The 18,360-nt window shown below is 73.7% G+C and carries 14 protein-coding genes; 11 read left to right on the top strand and 3 right to left on the bottom strand.

From position 1 onward, the window contains the following. The first annotated feature begins 74 nt into the window (after positions 1–74). Positions 75–1,547 carry a hypothetical protein gene (locus tag RDV89_RS19560; RefSeq protein WP_315735888.1) on the top strand — a complete coding sequence of 491 codons (1,473 nt, stop codon included), beginning with the start codon at positions 75–77 and terminating at the stop codon, positions 1,545–1,547. Positions 1,548–1,676: 129 nt separating this feature from the next. Here RDV89_RS19560 and mftR read toward each other — a convergent pair whose 3' ends face one another. Next, entirely contained in the window at positions 1,677–2,255 is a 579-nt protein-coding gene (gene mftR / locus RDV89_RS19555; RefSeq protein WP_315735886.1) for a mycofactocin system transcriptional regulator MftR, read from the bottom strand. Between the two features lie 176 nt (positions 2,256–2,431). Between mftR and mftA the strand changes: the two genes are divergently transcribed. The 7 genes from mftA to RDV89_RS19520 all read left to right on the top strand — a co-directional run bounded on the left by mftA (position 2,432) and on the right by RDV89_RS19520 (position 12,325). Beyond that, positions 2,432–2,530 (top strand): mycofactocin precursor MftA, encoded by a 99-nt coding sequence (gene mftA / locus RDV89_RS19550; protein WP_315735884.1) that lies wholly within the window; start codon positions 2,432–2,434, stop codon positions 2,528–2,530. A gap of 16 nt (positions 2,531–2,546) precedes the next feature. After that, a complete protein-coding gene (gene mftB, locus RDV89_RS19545; protein ID WP_315735882.1) occupies positions 2,547–2,885 on the top strand; it encodes a mycofactocin biosynthesis chaperone MftB in 339 nt (112 codons plus the stop codon). Further along, the gene (mftC, locus tag RDV89_RS19540) at positions 2,882–4,309 is read left to right on the top strand and encodes a mycofactocin radical SAM maturase (RefSeq protein ID WP_315735880.1); all 1,428 of its coding nucleotides are present in this window, start codon (positions 2,882–2,884) and stop codon (positions 4,307–4,309) included. Before mftB ends, mftC begins: the two co-directional genes overlap by 4 nt. 91 nt (positions 4,310–4,400) lie before the next feature. After that, complete coding sequence (gene mftD, locus RDV89_RS19535; protein ID WP_315735878.1) at positions 4,401–5,669, top strand: pre-mycofactocin synthase MftD; 1,269 nt, start codon at positions 4,401–4,403, stop codon at positions 5,667–5,669. A gap of 38 nt (positions 5,670–5,707) precedes the next feature. Further along, positions 5,708–6,466 (top strand): mycofactocin biosynthesis peptidyl-dipeptidase MftE, encoded by a 759-nt coding sequence (gene mftE / locus RDV89_RS19530; protein ID WP_315735876.1) that lies wholly within the window; start codon positions 5,708–5,710, stop codon positions 6,464–6,466. Further along, a complete protein-coding gene (locus RDV89_RS19525; protein WP_315735874.1) occupies positions 6,463–7,197 on the top strand; it encodes a mycofactocin-coupled SDR family oxidoreductase in 735 nt (244 codons plus the stop codon). Before mftE ends, RDV89_RS19525 begins: the two co-directional genes overlap by 4 nt. Before the next feature lie 334 nt (positions 7,198–7,531). Further along, a complete protein-coding gene (locus tag RDV89_RS19520) occupies positions 7,532–12,325 on the top strand; it encodes a choice-of-anchor G family protein (RefSeq protein ID WP_315735872.1) in 4,794 nt (1,597 codons plus the stop codon). A 55-nt stretch (positions 12,326–12,380) separates the two neighbouring features. On the opposite strand, the gene mftF is transcribed toward RDV89_RS19520, so the two are convergent. Then, positions 12,381–13,823: a mycofactocin biosynthesis glycosyltransferase MftF gene (gene mftF / locus RDV89_RS19515; protein WP_315735870.1), complete on the bottom strand. Its 1,443-nt coding sequence runs from the start codon at positions 13,821–13,823 to the stop codon at positions 12,381–12,383. A 365-nt stretch (positions 13,824–14,188) separates the two neighbouring features. Between mftF and RDV89_RS19510 the strand changes: the two genes are divergently transcribed. Together RDV89_RS19510 and RDV89_RS19505 are read left to right on the top strand one after the other, a co-directional pair. Continuing rightward, positions 14,189–14,749: a C40 family peptidase gene (locus RDV89_RS19510; RefSeq protein ID WP_315735868.1), complete on the top strand. Its 561-nt coding sequence runs from the start codon at positions 14,189–14,191 to the stop codon at positions 14,747–14,749. A gap of 140 nt (positions 14,750–14,889) precedes the next feature. Beyond that, entirely contained in the window at positions 14,890–15,426 is a 537-nt protein-coding gene (locus tag RDV89_RS19505) for a thermonuclease family protein (protein WP_315735866.1), read from the top strand. Positions 15,427–15,446: 20 nt separating this feature from the next. Here the strand turns inward: RDV89_RS19505 and RDV89_RS19500 are convergent, their stop codons facing one another. Beyond that, complete coding sequence (locus RDV89_RS19500; protein WP_315735864.1) at positions 15,447–16,055, bottom strand: YitT family protein; 609 nt, start codon at positions 16,053–16,055, stop codon at positions 15,447–15,449. 433 nt (positions 16,056–16,488) lie between these two features. On the opposite strand from RDV89_RS19500, the gene RDV89_RS19495 reads away from it, so the two are divergent. Continuing rightward, complete coding sequence (locus RDV89_RS19495) at positions 16,489–18,333, top strand: phosphoenolpyruvate carboxykinase (GTP) (RefSeq protein ID WP_315735862.1); 1,845 nt, start codon at positions 16,489–16,491, stop codon at positions 18,331–18,333. Positions 18,334–18,360 lie beyond the last annotated feature (27 nt).

The following is an 18,360-nucleotide window of genomic DNA, read 5'->3' as shown; positions in this document are numbered from 1 at the left end:
GACGGCGCGCCTCCCGCGCGCCGACCTCCCCGGTGGGCCACGCCCACCACCCTGCATCCGGAAGGTGCACACCCATGAACATCTGGATCAAGCGTTCCCTCAGCGCGACCGCCGTCGCCGGCGGCATCGTCTTCGCCGGGGCCGTCGCGGCCCAGGCCGACGACGGAGGCCACACCGGTCACGACAGCGGCAGCACCAGCGAGGAGTCCCGCACGGACGGCTCGCTCTCCGCCCCGCTCGAGCTGGGCGGCCTGTCGCTCGGCGCCGAGTCGACGCAGCACTCGAGCGAGTCGAGCACCACGACGCACACGGACGAGGACGGCACTCGCACGTCGACCTCGAGCGACGAGAGCTCGTCGACCTCCGGCGGAGGCATCGACCTTGAGCCGACGCGGATCGACCCGCAGGCGCTGCTGAGCCAGAGCAGCCAGTCGACGTCCGAGCACCGTGCGGGCGGTGACGACGCGCAGCAGTCGTCCGGCAGCACGCAGGCCGAGGCGGCCGCGCCCGTCGAGGTCGGCGGCATCACCGTCCACGGCCAGCAGGACGCGGCCTCCACCTCGCACGAGGCCAGCACCTCGAGCGACGAGCACGGCTCGCACTCGGACGAGCGGACCACCGAGGAGCAGTCCTCGACCTCCGCCGGCTTCGGCACCGGCTCGCTGAGAATCGACCCGCACGCCGGGTTCGCGACCGAGCAGACGGGCTCCTCGGAGCGCGACGGCCGCGGCGACGACAGCAGCGGGTCGTTCGCGTCCGACACGACCGCGTGGGCCGCGTCCCCGATCGCCTTCGAGGGCGCCTGGGCCGACCTCGCGCAGGACCGCTGGAGCGAGGAGACGTACTCCTCCACCTCGAGCGACGAGCACGGCACGCACACCTCGGAGGGCTGGAACGCCGAGGAGAGCCGCACCGACGCCGGGCTCGCCGTGGGCGAGCTGACCGCCGACCCGGCGGCCGAGCTCACGAACGCCTCCGACCGTGAGGGCGAGGGCCGGCACGGCGACCGCGAGTCGACCTCGTCGACGAGCACCGACGGCACGCTCGCCGCGCCGTTCCGGTTCGAGGGCGTCACCGGCGCCGTCGCGACCGAGCGGAGCACCGCCGGCGAGGACGTGACCACCAGCAGCGACCGCGACGGTTCGTGGGCCGAGCACACGGCGTACGCCACCACCGACGCGTACGGCCTGCACGGCTCCTCGGGCGAGGCCACGGCCGACCCCGTCGCCGGCTTCACGCAGGAGCGCACCGACGTCCGCCAGGCGGGCCACGGCGACGACGCCACGGCGTCCGACTCGGCCACGCACCTGTTCGGCGCGTTCCCGTTCGACCACGAGGGCTTCGTCGCGGGTGCCCACGCCGAGAACGGCTCGGCCACCGAGTCGGTGACGACCTCGCGCGACGAGGACGGCACGCACACGGACGCGCACGAGTCGACGCGCCACTCGGCGTACGCCCCGGAGCTGGGCTTCGACGGCTTCGCCGGTGACCCGGCCGGTTCGTTCGAGGTCGAGCAGGCGATCGAGCGCATCACCCGCGGGCACTGACCCGCACGCACGACCGACCCGTCGCCGACGACCGACCGGGAGCTCGTCTCCCGGCTCGGTCGTCGGCGCGCGTCCCGCGCCGCCCGCGCCGATCGCGCCGATCGCGCCGATCGCGCCGACCGGCGGCGGTCAGGCGTCGGCGCCGAGGTGACGACGGAGGGCCGTGAGGGCGTCGTCGAGCAGGTCGCCGAGGTCGGTGTCGTCGTGGGCGAGCCAGGCGTCGTAGGCCGCCAGCGACACCGCGAGCGCCGCGTGCCCGACCACCACCGCGCGCACGTCGTCGGCCTCGATCCCGGAGCGCCGGGCGACGAAGCGGGCGACCACGCCGCGCCACTCCGCGTACATCAGCGCCGAGTGCGCCTGCAGCGCCGGCGTGCGCAGCAGCAGCCGCATCCGTCGCCGGTGCTGCGCCTCGGAGCCCTCGGGCAGACCGTTGAAGTCGAGGATCGCCTCGTGGAGGGCCTGCCACAGCGGTACGTCGGTGGGCGCGGCCTCCAAGCGCCGCTCGAGCTCGTCGAGGCCGTCGCGGAAGCTGCCCCACGGGATGTCGTTCTTCGACGCGAAGTACCGGAACAACGTGCGCCGGCTGATCCCGGCGGCCTGCGCGATGTCGTCGACGGTCGTGCCCTCGAAGCCGCGCTCCTCGAAGAGGTCGAGCGCCCGCGCCTCGATGCCCCCGTGTGTCGTCGAGCGGGGACGCCCGAACACCTCGGCACCTGACCGATGTCGCATGCCCCACCTCTCCGACCGGATAGTTCTGACACTCGGTGCCGGAAATGTGTTCCATCTGACACCCGGTGTCATTAGTGTGTCGCACGGCACACCCGGAGCGCCACCCGGCGCTCCGCAGGACCGGCAAGCACGACCGAGCGAAGGAGAGCGCGATGGCCAAGCCCGAGGAGACCGTCGAGACCCAGACCGACCTCAGTGCGGACATGCTGATCGAGGAGGTCTCGATCGACGGCATGTGCGGCGTCTACTGAGCGCGGCGGACCGACGATGAGCGACGCCCCGACCGGCACCCCGACCGGCACCGAGCCCGTCACGGTGGCTCTCGACGAGCCCTGGGTGCTCTCGCCCTCCGTGGCGCTGCGCCCCGAGCCGTTCGGGGCGCTCGCCTACCACTTCGGCAACCGGAAGCTGACCTTCCTCAAGCGCCCCGAGCTGGTGCGCGTCGTCGAGGCGCTCGGCGAGCAGCCCGACGTGGCCGCGGCCCTCGCCGCGGCCGGCGTGCCCGAGACCCAGTGGCAGGCGTACGCCGCCGCGCTCACCGGCCTCGCCCGCACCGACATGATCCGCCCCCGTCACGCGGGCGACGACGAAGGAGCCGCAGCATGACCCTGGCCCCCGAGCGCTCCCCGGAGCGCGCTCCCCAGCAGCCGAGCCAGCAGCCGAGCCAGCAGCCCACCACCGCCATCGGCCGGCTGCTCCCGACCACCGGCGACCGCACGCCGCGCGGCGACCGGCTCGTCGACCAGTTCGAGCTGGGCCTCGACGCGCCGATCTGCCTGACCTGGGAGCTGACGTACGCCTGCAACCTCGAGTGCGCGCACTGCCTGTCGAGCTCCGGGCGCCGCGACCCCCGCGAGCTGTCCACCGACCAGGCCAAGGCCGTCATCGACGAGCTGCAGCGGATGCAGGTCTTCTACATCAACATCGGCGGCGGCGAGCCCACGATCCGCCCCGACTTCTGGGAGCTGCTGGAGTACTCCATCGCCCACGACGTCGGCGTGAAGTTCTCGACCAACGGCGTGCGGCTCGACAAGGAGCGCGCGGCGTTCCTCGCATCGCCCGCGATGAACGGCTACGTCGACATCCAGATCTCCCTCGACGGCGCGACCGCCGAGGTGAACGACTACGTGCGCGGCCCGGGCTCCTTCGACACCGCGATCCGCGCGCTGGAGAACCTCCAGGAGGCCGGGTTCGGCGACGCGAAGATCTCGGTGGTCTGCACGCGGCAGAACATCGGCCAGCTCGACGAGTTCAAGGCGATCGCGGACCGCTACGGCGCCATGCTGCGCCTCACCCGGCTGCGCCCCAGCGGCCGCGGCGCCGACGTGTGGGACGAGCTGCACCCCCTGCCCGAGCAGCAGCGCGAGCTGTACGACTGGCTCGTCGCCCACGGCGAGAACGTCCTGACCGGCGACTCGTTCTTCCACCTGGCCGCGTTCGGCGACGAGGACGGCAGCGGCGCCCTGCCGGGCCTCAACCTCTGCGGCGCCGGGCGCGTCGTGTGCCTGATCGACCCGATCGGCGACGTGTACGCCTGCCCCTTCGCCATCCACGACGACTTCCACGCCGGCAACCTCCTGACCGACGGCGGATTCCAGCAGGTGTGGCAGACCTCCCCGCTGTTCCAGGACCTGCGCTCGCCGCAGACCGGCGGCGCCTGCGCCAGCTGCAGCTTCTTCGACTCCTGCCGCGGCGGCTGCATGGCCGCCAAGTTCTTCACCGGCCTCCCCCTCGACGGCCCCGACCCGGAGTGCGTGCAGGGCTACGGCGAGTCGGCCCTGGCGGCGATGAACGAGGCCGGCGGGCGGGTGGTCCCGGCGGCGAGCCAGGACCACTCGAAGAAGAACCCGACCCGCAACCAGCCGGTGATGCTGCAGCTGTCCCGGCGCCCCGCCGACCTCGAGTCGGCGCTCACGCCCCGGTCGCGCCCGGTCTCGGCCTGCGCCGAGAGCCCCCTGGCGGGCTTCGACCCCGGGACGGGGCCGATCGGCGGCGGTGGCGGCTGCGCCTCCGGAGCCTGCGGCTGCTGACCCGCCCCGTACCACCCATCCCCGATCTGCCGGCGGGCGCGGTCGCGCCGACCGTCCGTGCCCGCCGGCACACCACCCGCAGGAGAGACCCATGGCCAAGCCCGAGTGGCTGCAGAACCCCTGGAAGCAGAACCCCTGGTTCGAGTCCGTCGCCGTCGCGCAGGAGCGCGCCCGCAAGCGGCTGCCGCAGCCGGTCTACGGCGCCCTGGTCGCCGGCTCGGAGCGCGGCCAGTCCGCCGGCGACAACCAGTCCGCCTTCGCGGAGCTGGGTCTGCAGCCGGTCGTCGCGGGCCAGCAGGCCGAGCGCTCCCAGGCCACGACGCTGTGGGGCCAGGAGATCTCGCAGCCCGTGGTGATCAGCCCGACCGGCGTGCAGGCCGTGCATCCCGACGGGGAGGTCGCCGTGGCCCGGGCCGCGCACAGCCGCGGCACCCTGATGGGCCTGTCGAACTTCGCCTCGAAGTCGGTCGAGGAGGTCACCGGGACGGGGGCCCGCACGTTCTTCCAGATGTACTGGACCGGCGAGCGCGACATCATGCTGCACCGCATGCAGCGGGCCCAGGACGCCGGCGCGCTCGGCCTGATCGCCACCACCGACTGGTCCTTCTCGATGGGTCGCGACTGGGGCTCGCCCGAGATCCCGGAGAAGGTCGACCTCAAGACGATGGTGCGGTTCGCGCCGCGGGTCGCCACGAAGCCCCGGTGGCTGTGGACCTTCGGCCGGACCGGCACCATCCCCGACCTCACCGCGCCCAACCTCGCCCCGCCCGGCGGCGCCGTCGGCCCGACCTTCTTCGGCGCCTACTACGAGTGGATGACCACGACCCCGCCGTCGTGGGAGGACATCGCCTGGATGTGCGCGCAGTGGAAGCAGATCTCGGGCGGCAAGCCGTTCGTGCTCAAGGGCGTCAGCCGCGTCGACGACGCGCTGCGGGCGGTCGAGGCGGGCGTCGACTCCATCTCGGTGTCGAACCACGGCGGCAACAACCTGGACGGCACGCCGGCGGCGATCCGCATGGTCAAGCCGATCGCCGACCGGGTCGGCGACCAGGTGGAGGTCGTCGTCGACGGCGGTGTGCGACGCGGCTCCGACGTGGTGAAGGCCGTGGCCCTGGGGGCCCGTGCGGTGCTGATCGGGCGGGCGTACCTGTGGGGTCTCGCCGCCAACGGCGAGCAGGGCGTCGGGAACGTCCTCGACATCCTGCGCACCGGCGTCGACTCCGGCCTGCGTGGCATGGGAGTGTCGTCGATCCACGACCTGCGGCCCGAGCACCTGCTCGTCCCGGACGGCTTCCACCGCACGCTCGGCGACGTCCCGGCACCGTCGCCGGGCCGGCGCGCGGCCCCCGCGAGCGCCTGAGGCGCCCACCCCGACGCCCACCACGAGAGGAGCGCACCATGTCCCCCGCCCTGACCGCACGCCCCTGGCCGGACGTGACCCCCGGCGCGCTCCTCCTCGTGCCCGTGGGCTCCCTCGAGCAGCACGGCCCCCACCTGCCCCTCGACACCGACAGCGTCATCGCCGCCGAGGTGGCGGGGCGGGTCGCCGCCCACCTCCTGGGCGACGAGCAGGTGCTGGTGGCGCCGCCGCTGACGTACGCGGCGTCCGGCGAGCACCACGGCTTCCCCGGCACGCTGTCGATCGGCACCGACGCGCTGGCCCACCTGCTCGTCGAGCTCGTGCGGTCCGCGCAGCTGTGGACGCCGCGGGTCGTGCTCGTCAACGCCCACGGAGGCAACGTGTTCGCGCTGGAGAAGGCGGTCGCCCAGCTGCGCGAGGAGGGCCACGACACCGCGTGGGCGGCGTGCGCGACCGAGGAGGTCGACCTGCACGCGGGCCGCACGGAGACCTCGATGATGCTCTACCTGCGACCCTCCGCGGTCGACCTGCGCCGGGCCGAGCCCGGCAACACCGCGTCGCTGCCCGACCTGCTGCCGACGCTGATGACCGGCGGCGTCCGGGCGGCCTCGCCCAACGGCGTGCTCGGCGATCCCACGGGCGCCAGCGCCGAGGAGGGTCGCACCCTCACGGCCGAGATCGTGCGCGACGTGCTGCGACGGGTGCGCCACGGCGCACCCGACCACCGTGGGCTGCTGCAGGCCCCCGCCCCCGGACGGGCGGGGACGCCGGAGAGCGCCCCGTCGAGCACGGCGTGAGCGGGCCGGTCGCCCTCGTCACGGGGGCCGCGGGCGGGCTGGGTACGGCGGTGCTCGCCGCCCTGGACCACGACGGCTTCACGGTGGTCGGCGTCGACGTGGCCCCGGTGGCCGGGCGCTGTGCGGAGTCGCACCGGGTGGACGTCCGCGACGGCGCAGCGCTGCGGGAGCTCGCCGCCGACGTGGTCGCCCGGCACGGCCGGCTCGACGCCGTGGTCGCGGCCGCCGCCGTGATGGACGGCGGGACGCCGTTGTGGGAGACCCCGGACGAGGTGGTCGACGAGCTGTGGGACGTCGACGCCCGCGGCGTGTGGAACACGGCGCGTGCCTGCGTCCCGCACCTGCTCGCCTCCCCGGACCCCCGGCAGGCGCGGTTCGTGGCGATCGCCTCCGCGGCCGGCGAGCACGGCATGTTCGGCCTGGCCGCCTACACCGTGGCCAAGCACGCCGTGGTCGGGGTCGTGCGCGGCCTGGCCGCCGACCTCGTCGGCACCGGCGTGGCCGCCGTCGCGGTCTCCCCCGGGGCGATGCGTACGCCGATGCTCACCCGGACCGCGGAGCTGTACGGCCTCGAGGGGGAGGCCGGCGTGGCCGAGCTGGCCTCGCACCAGGGGCTGCGGCGCGCCCTCGACCCGACCGAGGTCGCCCGCGTCGTCGCCCTGGCGTGCTCCCCGGCGGGCGCGGCGCTGAACGGCTCCGTCGTGAACGCCGACGGCGGCTTCGGGCTCTGAACGACCGGCCCCGAGCGGGGCCGATCGGACCCACGCGGCGACGGACGCCGCAACCCATGCCCACCGCGAAGGGCTCGTCGCACCCCCTCTGACCTGCTCTTTTCAGTCGTCCAAAAAGTTACTTCACGGTAGGAACACCCGTCTGCCTTCTGCTGGCACAGCCAATTGGGTAATGGTGGTGACGTTCGCCACCTCTCGACTCGGAGCCCAGATGCAGGCAGACACGCCCTCCCGCCTTCCCTCCCTCCCGACCCCCCCGTCCCCCGGCACGGCGCGGAACGCCCTGCGCGGCGGGCGCCTCCTCGTCGCCGGAGCCCTCGCGACCCTCCTCGTCGTGGGCACCACGGCGCAGAACGGCGCCGTCGCGGCGCCGGCCGACGAGGCCGAGGGCCAGGCCCGTCTCATCGCCACCGACCTGCTCACGGCCGACCTCGCCGACGCGGTGCGCGCCGCGTCGGGCAGCGAGTCGGACCCCGGGCCGAACACCGCCGGGATCGACGCCGACCTCCTCGAGCAGCTCGTCGGCGTCCAGCTCCCCGGCATCTCCCTGCCCCTGGTGGCCTCAGGCGGCGAGCCCGGCCTGCTCGACCTGGGCGACGACGCCGCGGTCGGGCTGCTGAACGCGACGTCGAGCTCCCCGAGCCCCGACAGCTCCGTCGCGGCGGCTGGCGCCGTCAGCGACGACGGCGCCATCGACCTCGGCGAGGTCGGCGACCCCAGCACGATCGGCTCCACCTCGCTCGACCTCACCGCGCTCCTCGGCCAGCTCGGCCTCGACGGCATCACCGACTCGGTCGTCGACCAGCTGAGCGTCGAGCTCGGCGCGCTCGCCTCCCGTGCAGAGCAGACCGCGGGCAGCCCGGCGCAGCGCGACTACGGCCTGGCCGGCGCGCGGGTCGTCGTGAACAGCCCGGCGCTGGAGACCCTCGCCGCCGGTCTCGACGAGACCGTGACCGACGTCGAGGGCGTGCTCGACGCGGCCGCCGGCCCCGAGGGGGACCTCGGCGCGATCCTCGCCGCCCTCGACATCGACCTGTCCGTGCCGTTCGTCGCCTCGATCTCCGCCGGCCCCGGCACGGCGAGCATCGACGTCGACCTCTCCGCCGTGGCCGACGAGGTGCTCGCCGAGCCGCTGACCAGCACCGACGGCATCGTCACGATCGACCTCTCGGAGGGCACCATCGAGGTCGACGTCGCGAAGCTGCTCAAGGGTCCGGACGCCGAGGACCTCAACGGCCTGGACCCGAACACCCAGCTCCTCACCGCGGACACCATCGACGCCATCGGCGCCGGCATCGCCGACGCGCTCGGCGGTCTCGGCACGTCCGTCGGCGAGGCCGTCGAAGCGGCCGTGCTCGGCTCGACCCTCGACCTGGACGTCCCTGCCACGCTCTCCCTGCTGGGCTCGCCGCCGGCCGACCTGTCCATCGCGGTCAGCGGCACCCTGGCCTCGTTCGCCGGCGTGCCCGACGCCGGCGCGCCGGTCATCACGCTGCCGCCGGCCATCCCGGGCGCGCTCAGCGGCCTGCTGACCACCGCTCTGACGACCACCATCGGCACCGTCGGTGCCGCCGTCACCCCCCTCGTCACGGGCATCACCACGACGCTGGAGACCACCGTCAACACGGCCGTCCAGACGGCCACCACCGCGCTCAGCCCGTTGCTCGACCAGGTCCTGCCGAACATCGCGCAGATCGTCATCAACCAGCAGGTCGACGAGGACCCGTCCGAGCTCGTCAACGAGACGGGCTCCGCCACCGTGCGGGCGCTCGGCATCTCGCTCCTGCCGAACCTGGCCACCGGTCCGCTGGCCGAGGTCGCCCTGGCCTCGTCCACGGTGCGGGTCGGCAACGCCGTCGAGCCGACGGTCGAGGCCTCGCCCGACCAGGTGCGCGTGGGCGACGACCTGGACATCGTCACCGAGGGCTGGGCGCCGGACACCGAGATCACGATCGTCCTGACCGACGCCGACGGCGACGAGGTCGCCACCGAGACCGTCACCACCGACTCCGACGGCCGCGCGACCACCACCGTGGTGGTGCCCGACGGCACCGCGCTCGGGGAGCTCACCGTGGAGGCGAGCGACCCCGACGGCTCCACGGCCTCCGACACGGTCACCGTCCTGGAGACGCCGACCCTGGAGGCGAGCCCGGCCACCGTCCCGCAGCAGGGGACGATCGACGTCACCGGTGGCGGCTGGCCCGCCGACAGCGACGTCACCCTCACCTTCACCGACGCCGACGGCACCGCCGTCGGCACCGAGACCGTGGTCTCGAACGGTGACGGCGAGATCACCGGTTCGTTCACGCTGCCGCCGGGCGTCGCGCCCGGCACGCTCACCGTCACCGGCGAGAGCGACGACGGCGGGACGGCGACGGACACGGTCACCGTGGAGGTGGCCCCGACGTTGACGGCTGGTCCGGACGAGGTGACCTACGGCGACGACGTCGCGGTCATCTCCGGCGGCTGGCCCGCCGACACCGAGGTCGAGCTCACCTACCTCGACGACGACGGCAACGAGATCGGCACCGAGACCGTCACCACCGACGAGGACGGCGGCTTCAGCACCACCTTCACCGTCCCCGCCGGCACCACCACCGGCGAGCTCACCATCGTCGCCACCGACGCCGACGGCCGCACCGCGACCGACACCGTCACCGTCCTCGCCGACCCGCAGGTCACCGCCACACCCGGCGCGCTCCTGCCCGGCGAGACCCTCACCACCGACGGCACCGGCTACCCCGCCGAGATCGACGTCGCCATCACCTACACCGACGCCGACGGCAACGAGATCGGCAACCAGACCGTCACCACCGACGAGAACGGCGAGTTCACCACCGACTTCGTCGTCCCCGCCGGCACCGTGCCGGGCGACCTCACCGTCGAGGCCACCGACACCGACGGCAACACCGCCACCGACACCGTCACCGTCGCCGACCCGGCACCGGCCACACCCACCGTCACCGTCGGACCCGACCCGGTCGAGGCCGGCGAGACCATCACCGTCATCGGCGGCGGCTTCGCACCCGAGGTCGACGTCGACATCGTCTACACCGACGCCGACGGCAACGAGATCGGCACCGAGACCGTCACCACCGACGGCGACGGCGGCTTCACCACGGACTTCACCGTCCCCGACGGCACCATCCCCGGCGACCTCACCGTCGACGCCACCGACACCGACGGCAACACCGCCACCGACACCGTCACCGTCACCGCCCCGGTCTTCGACCCGACCATCACCGTCGGGCCCGACCCCGCCGAACCCGGCGACACCATCACCGTCATCGGCGACGGCTACCCGCCCAACACCGACGTCGACATCGTCTACACCGACGCCGACGGCAACGAGATCGGCACCGAGACCGTCACCACCGACGAGAACGGCGACTTCACCACCGAATTCACCATCCCCGACGACACCGTCCCCGGCGACCTCACCGTCGACGCCACCGACACCGACGGCAACACCGCCACCGACACCATCACCATCAACGAGCCGGTCTTCACGCCGACGTTGACGGCTGGTCCGGACGAGGTGACCTACGGCGACGACGTCGCGGTCATCTCCGGCGGCTGGCCCGCCGACACCGAGGTCGAGCTCACCTACCTCGACGACGACGGCAACGAGATCGGCACCGAGACCGTCACCACCGACGAGGACGGCGGCTTCAGCACCACCTTCACCGTCCCCGCCGGCACCACCACCGGCGAGCTCACCATCGTCGCCACCGACGCCGACGGCCGCACCGCGACCGACACCGTCACCGTCCTCGCCGACCCGCAGGTCACCGCCACACCCGGCGCGCTCCTGCCCGGCGAGACCCTCACCACCGACGGCACCGGCTACCCCGCCGAGATCGACGTCGCCATCACCTACACCGACGCCGACGGCAACGAGATCGGCAACCAGACCGTCACCACCGACGAGAACGGCGAGTTCACCACCGACTTCGTCGTCCCCGCCGGCACCGTGCCGGGCGACCTCACCGTCGAGGCCACCGACACCGACGGCAACACCGCCACCGACACCGTCACCGTCGCCGACCCGGCACCGGCCACACCCACCGTCACCGTCGGACCCGACCCGGTCGAGGCCGGCGAGACCATCACCGTCATCGGCGGCGGCTTCGCACCCGAGGTCGACGTCGACATCGTCTACACCGACGCCGACGGCAACGAGATCGGCACCGAGACCGTCACCACCGACGGCGACGGCGGCTTCACCACGGACTTCACCGTCCCCGACGGCACCATCCCCGGCGACCTCACCGTCGACGCCACCGACACCGACGGCAACACCGCCACCGACACCGTCACCGTCACCGCCCCGGTCTTCGACCCGACCATCACCGTCGGGCCCGACCCCGCCGAACCCGGCGACACCATCACCGTCATCGGCGACGGCTACCCGCCCAACACCGACGTCGACATCGTCTACACCGACGCCGACGGCAACGAGATCGGCACCGAGACCGTCACCACCGACGAGAACGGCGACTTCACCACCGAATTCACCATCCCCGACGACACCGTCCCCGGCGACCTCACCGTCGACGCCACCGACACCGACGGCAACACCGCCACCGACACCATCACCGTCACGGACCCGACGGCGGCTCCCGAGCCGGACCCGGAGCCGACGCTGGAGGCGGGCCCGCCCACCGTGGAGCCGGGCGACACCGTCACGACGGTCGGCGAGAACTTCCCGCCCAACACCGAGATCGAGGTCGTCTACACCGACACGGACGGCAACGAGATCGGCCGTGGCACCGTCACGACCGACGACGACGGCCGGTTCACCGACACCTTCGTCGTCCCGCCGGGCACGAAGCCGGGCACGCTCACCATCGTCGCCAGCGGCGGCGGGGAGAGCCTGCAGACGTCGGTCGTGGTCGTCGCCGCGGACGACGACGGCGACGGCACCCCGGGCGGCCCCGGTGACGGGGACGAGGCCGGCAACGGCGGCGGCACCGGCGGCGGCACCGGCGGCGGCACCGGCGGGGGCGGCGGCTGGCTGCCCGACACCGGCTCGCCGGTCGGGATGAGCCTCATCGGTCTCGCCATCGCCCTGGTCGTCGGCGGCGCGACCCTCGTGGGGGTGGGGCGTACGCGCCGACGCGGCTGACCGCACCCGCCCGCACGGGCGCAGCTCCGACCTCCGGCGCCGCGCTCCCCCCCGCTCAGGCCTTGCGCCAGGCGGGGAGGAGCGCGGCGCCGGAGCGTGTCGCGACCGCGCCGCGCCACACGCCGTACCCGTAGGACAGGTCGTCGAGGCGCCGCAGCAGGGCGTACGTGGCGGGGTCGAGGTCCGGCTGCTGCCGCGCCCACGCGGCGAGGGTGTCCACGGCGGCGGCCACGGCGACGAGCCGGCGGACGCGCCGGGAGGTGGCGAGGCCGAGCACGGTGAGCGGCCAGTGGTGGCGCAGCAGCGCGGCGGCGAGCTGCTCGACGTTCATCCAGCCGGCCAGCGCCACCAGGGTCACGGCCGCGCGGCGGGCGTCGGCGTCGCCCCCGAGACGCGCCGCGAGGCGACGCGCGATCTCGACCGCGCCGGCGCCGGCGAGCACGGCCCCAGCCGGCCGCTGCCACAGCAGCGCCCCGACCTCGAGGACCCCGAGCGGAGCCAGGACCGCGGGCGCGACGAGGTCGCCGTGGCGGTCGGCGAGCGCACCGGCGCTGCGGCCGTAGTCCGCGCGTCGCCCCGCCCAGTCCCGCAGCCGCACCCGGTGGTCGTGCCGGGCGCTCGCGCCGGCGTCGTAGCGCACCCGCCACCCCGCGGCGTGCAGTCGCCAGACCAGGTCGACGTCCTCACCGACGGGCAGGGTCTCGTCGAAGCCGTCGCCGAGGGCCTCGACGCGGGCCAGCAGGACGGCCGAGGGCACGTACGCGACGGGCGCCCCCGGCGCCACGGTGGCCGAGCGCGGGCCGCGGTCGAGGGAGGACGCGACCGCCTCGTAGCGCGCGAGCGCCGAGCCGGCCTCCTCGAGCGGGCCGATCCGCGGCGCCGCCAGCGCCAGGCGCGGGTCGAGGAAGCAGCGCCGCAGGCGGGCCAGCGCGTCGGGACCGACGACCACGTCCGAGTCGACGAACAGCACGAACGCGGCGCCGCGCCTCCGGGCCTCCGCGAGCCCTGCGTTCCGCGCCCCCGCGGGACCGAGGTTGGTCGGCAGCCGCAGCACCTCGGCGTCGTGGCGCGCAGCGGCCGCCCGCAGCGCCGAGGGGTCCGGCGAGGCGTCGTCGACGACCAGCACGGGGGCCGCAGCGCCGAGGGCGTCGAGGAGGCGCTCGACGCCGGCGGCGCGCTCGTACGCCGGCACCACCACCAGCACGTCGTCGACCGGCTCCGGCCCCTCGGTGGGGACGGTGCGGTCGGACGCCTCGGTGTCGTACGCGGCGAGCCCGGCGCCGACGAGCTGCTCGGCCAGCGCCGCCCGCGCGGGTGACCCGTCGAGCTCGAACCCGCCGTCGGCGAGCAGCGCGAGCCCACCCGGCCCGAGGCGCACCGCACGGGCCGGTGCGCCCCCGACCAGCAGGGCGCCGAAGCGGCGCGCGCCCTGGTCGAGGCGTACGCGGGTGCCCGGGGGCGGGGCCGGGGCGTCCGTGCGGGGCGGGGGGACGGGCACGCGCCGACCCTACGCACTAGCGCACCCCGCGGGTGCCGCCCGCACGACACGCGGACCTCGACGGGCCGGCGCCGCCCGGCCGACGTGACATGTCTCACGTCCGCCTCAGGTTGGCGAGACGTCGGCCGACGTCCACAGTGGATCGCCGAAGTCCTCACCGCACCCGGTGGGGCCGTCCGGGAAGGCCGCCGAGGCCCACCACCTCCCGGGGAGACGCAGAGATGCATGACGCGGTGGGCACGGGAGAGCCAGCACTACGCCGCCGCGAGGCGGCTCGGGGTGAGGGCCGGGACAACCGGCCGGGGCAACGGCAGCCCTAACCCGACAGGTCATCTTTCGCAGGCGTCGCCGCAAGGAATCCCCTCATGACCGTGAAGCACCCTGCCCTGCCCACCCAGGCCCGGCCCGTCCGGCGCGCCCTCCTCGGCGCCGCTCTCGCCCTGGCCGCCGCGACCACCACGACCGCCGTCGGCATGAGCGTCGAGCCCGCCTCCGCGGGCGTCTCCGGCGCCGCCGTCCCCGCGGGAGGCGCCCTGCAGCGCACCGCGTACGAGGCCCGCGTCGACCAGCGCGGCGGCCGCGTCGTCGGCCACGCCCGCAGCCTCCAGGGCACCCCGTACCGCTACGGCGGCACCTCGACCAGCGGCTTCGACTGCTCCGGCTACGTCAAGTACGTCTACGAGCGCGTCGGCGTGAACCTGCCGCGCACCTCGTCGGCCCAGCGCAGCGGCACGCAGCGGATCCTCAGCAAGGACCTGCGCGCCGGCGACCTCGTCTTCTTCCACAGCGGCTCGCGGGTCTACCACGTGGGCATCTACTCCGGCCGCCACGGCTACATCTGGCACGCGCCGGGCTCCGGCGACCGGGTGAAGCTCGAGCGCGTGTGGAGCAGCAACATCACGTTCGGCCGCGTCGGCGGCGCCTGACGCTCCCGCAGCACGACCCAGCGCGACCCGTCACCCGGTCCCGCACCCCCTCCCCCACAGCGATCCGTCGTCGGTGTCGGCACCGCGCCGTACGGTGCCGACATCGACGACACAGGTGGGAGGTCCAGGTGCGGGGTCGGGTGATCGCGTTCGTGCTGGCCGCGCTGGCGCTGGTGGCGGTGTACGCCGCGGGGCGCAGCGCCGACGACGGTTCCAGCCGGGGGTCGGGCCAGGAATCGGGCCAGGAATCGGGCCAGGGGTCGGACGGGATCCGCACCTCCGGCGTCCTCGACGCCGTGACCGACGGTGACACGGTCCGGGTCCGCACGGCCGACGGCACGGTGGAACGGGTACGCCTGCTCGGCCTCGACGCTCCCGAGGTGCGGGGCACGCCCGAGTGCGGTGGCGACGAGGCCACCGGCGTGGTCGCCGACCTTCTGCCGGAGGGTGCCGACGTCGTGCTGGTCGCCGACCCCACCCAGGGCGACCGGGACCGCTACGACCGCCTGCTGCGCTACGTCGAGACGTCGGACGGCACCGACGTGGGCGAGGCCGTGCTCGCCGCCGGATGGGCGGAGGTCTACGTGTTCGACGACGAGGTCGAGCGCCACCAGGCGTACGCCCGGGCCGAGGAGTCCGCCCGCGCCCAGGACCGCGGGATCTGGGGCGCCTGCTGACGCGGGCCGTCGGGAGCCCGTCAGGCGCCGACGTAGCGTCCGGGCCGGTGGTTCAGCGCCAGCACGAGGTTGAGCAGCGCGGCCCCGACGGCCGACAGCAGCACCATCGACAGGGACGTCACGGCGGCCGCCGAGAGCACGACCACGACGTCGAGCCCCATCTGCACGTAGCCGGCCCGCCAGCCCAGGCGCTCCTGGGCCAGGAGCGCCACGACGTTGAAGCCGCCGAGGCTCGCACCGTGACGGAAGACGATGAGCAGGCCGATGCCGACGAGCACGTTGCCGGCCACCACGGCGTACGGCTCCGAGAGGTCGCCCAGCGACACCATCCGGTGGTGCAGCTCGCTGAACCCGCTCACCAGGGCGACGCACAGGAGGCTGCGCAGCGTGAACGCCCACCCCTTCATCACCACGGCGAGAACGAAGAAGGGCAGGTTCACCGTGATGAACAGCACACCGAACGACAGGCCGCTCGCATAGACGACGAGGAGCGCGAGCCCGGCGGTGCCCCCGGTGACCGCGTCGACACCGGTGAGGAACAGCAGCCCGAGGGACGCGACGAAGGTCCCGGTCATCACCCCCAGGACGTTCTCGAGCGGGGAGTGCGGGACCGGTTCGACGACGTTCACAGACCCGAAGGGTGGTCGAGGTCGGCGCGGCCGTCCGACCGGGCAGGCGGATGCGCCGCGGAGGTCAGAACCCCCACCACGTGGGCATTTGCGACCGCGCGGAGCCCGGAGGTGCTCCTCCGGCGCCCGGCGACGCTGCCGCCGGGGCGGTGCGCGGCGGGTGGTCGGACCACGGGGCACGACGAGGCGTCGAGCGGGTCCCGGCGGGCTCGGTGGGGGCACGCCCCGGACATCGGGAGGGTGCGCTCCCGGACCCGTGCTGGGCCCTCTACCAGACGGAGGAGGTCGGCCTCGGCCCGTCCCGGCGCCGCGCTCACGTCCATCTGGCCCCTTCCAGGGTCGCCCCGCACAGCGGGCCGTCCGTGTGCAAATATCGTCGACACATTAACGCAGCGCACTTACGCAGTGCGCCGACGGAGAGGATCCGGGCAAGATGGCGAATGTGGATGCGGCCCTGGACGCAGCCGGTCTGACCAACCCCCACGTGCGTGACTACGTGGCGTACTGGGCGGAGGTGACCGGAGCCGAGCGGATCGAGGTCGTAGACGCGTCGGACGACGCCCGGTTGATCGCCGAGTCGGTCGAGGCAGGTGACCTGCTTCCCGCCGGTGAGGGGCGTTACTACTCCCGGAGCTACCACAAGGACACCGCCCGCTCGGAGGAGCGGACGATCGTGGCGACCAACGACGAGGCCCACAAGGGCCTCTACAACAACTGGCGCCCGGCCGCGGAGATGAAGGAGCTGCTGACGTCGAAGATGCGCGGCCAGCTCGTGGGCAAGACGATGTACGTCGTCCCCTACCTGATGGCTCCGCAGGGCTCGCCGCTCGAGCGCTTCGCCGCCGGTGTCGAGCTGACGGACACCCGCACGGTCGTGCTCCACATGATCCGGATGGCCCGCGTCGGCGTCTCCTACATCAACGACCTCGCCGACCCGACGAGCTTCGTCAAGGCCGTGCACGTCGCGGGCGACCTGCCGAACCTCGGCCAGGGCACCCCGGACGACCAGCGCTACTTCGTGACCGTCGCCGACGAGCGCACGATCCTGCACTACGGCTCGTCCTACGGCGGCAACGCGCTGCTGGGCAAGATCGCCCACGGCCTGCGCCAGTCGTCGTTCGACGGCTTCGCCTCCGGCGAGTTCCTCTCCGAGCAGTTCCTGCTGCTGGGCATCACCGACAAGCAGACCGGCGAGAAATACCACGTCGTCGGCGGCTTCCCGAGCGCCTCCGGCAAGACCAACCTCGCCATGACGCTCGCGCCCGACGCCCTCGGCGACCGCTACTACGTCGAGTTCTACGGCGACGACATCGCCTGGATCTGGCCGGGCGAGGACGGGAAGCTCTACGCGTTCAACCCCGAGAACGGCGTCTTCGGCGTCGCGAAGGACACGAACGAGGCGACCAACCCGACCGCGCTGCACTCGATCGACGAGAACTCGGGCGCGATCTTCACCAACGTCGCGTACAACCCCACCACCCAGGAGGTCTGGTGGGAGGGCAAGACGAAGAACCCGCCGGCCGACGTCACCGGGTGGGAGGACTGGAAGGGCGACAAGATCGCCGACCGGTCCGAGGACGAGAAGGGCCTGCCGTGGGCCCACCCGAACAGCCGCTTCACCGTCGCGCTGAGCCAGGTGCCGAACGTGGCGCCCGACTACGACGACGCGGCCGGCGTGCCGGTCGACGCGATCATCTTCGGCGGCCGCACCCGTGACCGCGAGCCGCTGGTGCGCGCGATCCACGACGTGGCCGAGGGCGTGTACGACGGGCTGACGCTGGGCGCCGAGGCGACCTTCGCGGCCGACGGTCTCGACGGGCAGCTGCGCTACGACCCCATGTCGATGCGTCCGTTCATGTCCTACGCGGAGGCCGACTACGCCGCCCACTGGCTCAAGATCCTGGGCCAGGCGACGGAGAAGCCGATCTTCGCGCACGTCAACTGGTTCCAGCGCGACGCCGAGGACGGCCACTTCCTGTGGCCGGGATACCGCGAGAACCTGCGCGCCCTGCTCTGGCTCGTGCAGCTGAAGAAGGGCGAGGTGAAGGGCCAGACCACGCCCGTCGGCATCATCCCGACCCGCGAGGAGCTCAACCTCGAGGGCCTCGACATCCCCGAGGCCGACCTCGAGCGGATCCTGTCGATCGACAACACCCGCTGGCAGCAGGAGATCGGCTTCCGCGAGGAGCACCTGCAGCAGTTCTCGGGCCTGCCCGAGGAGATCTGGGAGGCGCACCGCCGCGTCGCCGCCGCGCTGGAGGCCGACGCCGCCCAGTGACCGGTGAGCCGCTGAGCCGCTGACGCG

It is taken from the genome of Nocardioides imazamoxiresistens, assembly GCF_032378595.1.
GTDB lineage: Bacteria > Actinomycetota > Actinomycetes > Propionibacteriales > Nocardioidaceae > Nocardioides > Nocardioides imazamoxiresistens.
Note: the sequence above shows the minus strand (reverse complement) of the source record. Positions and strands in the feature narration are given on the sequence as shown.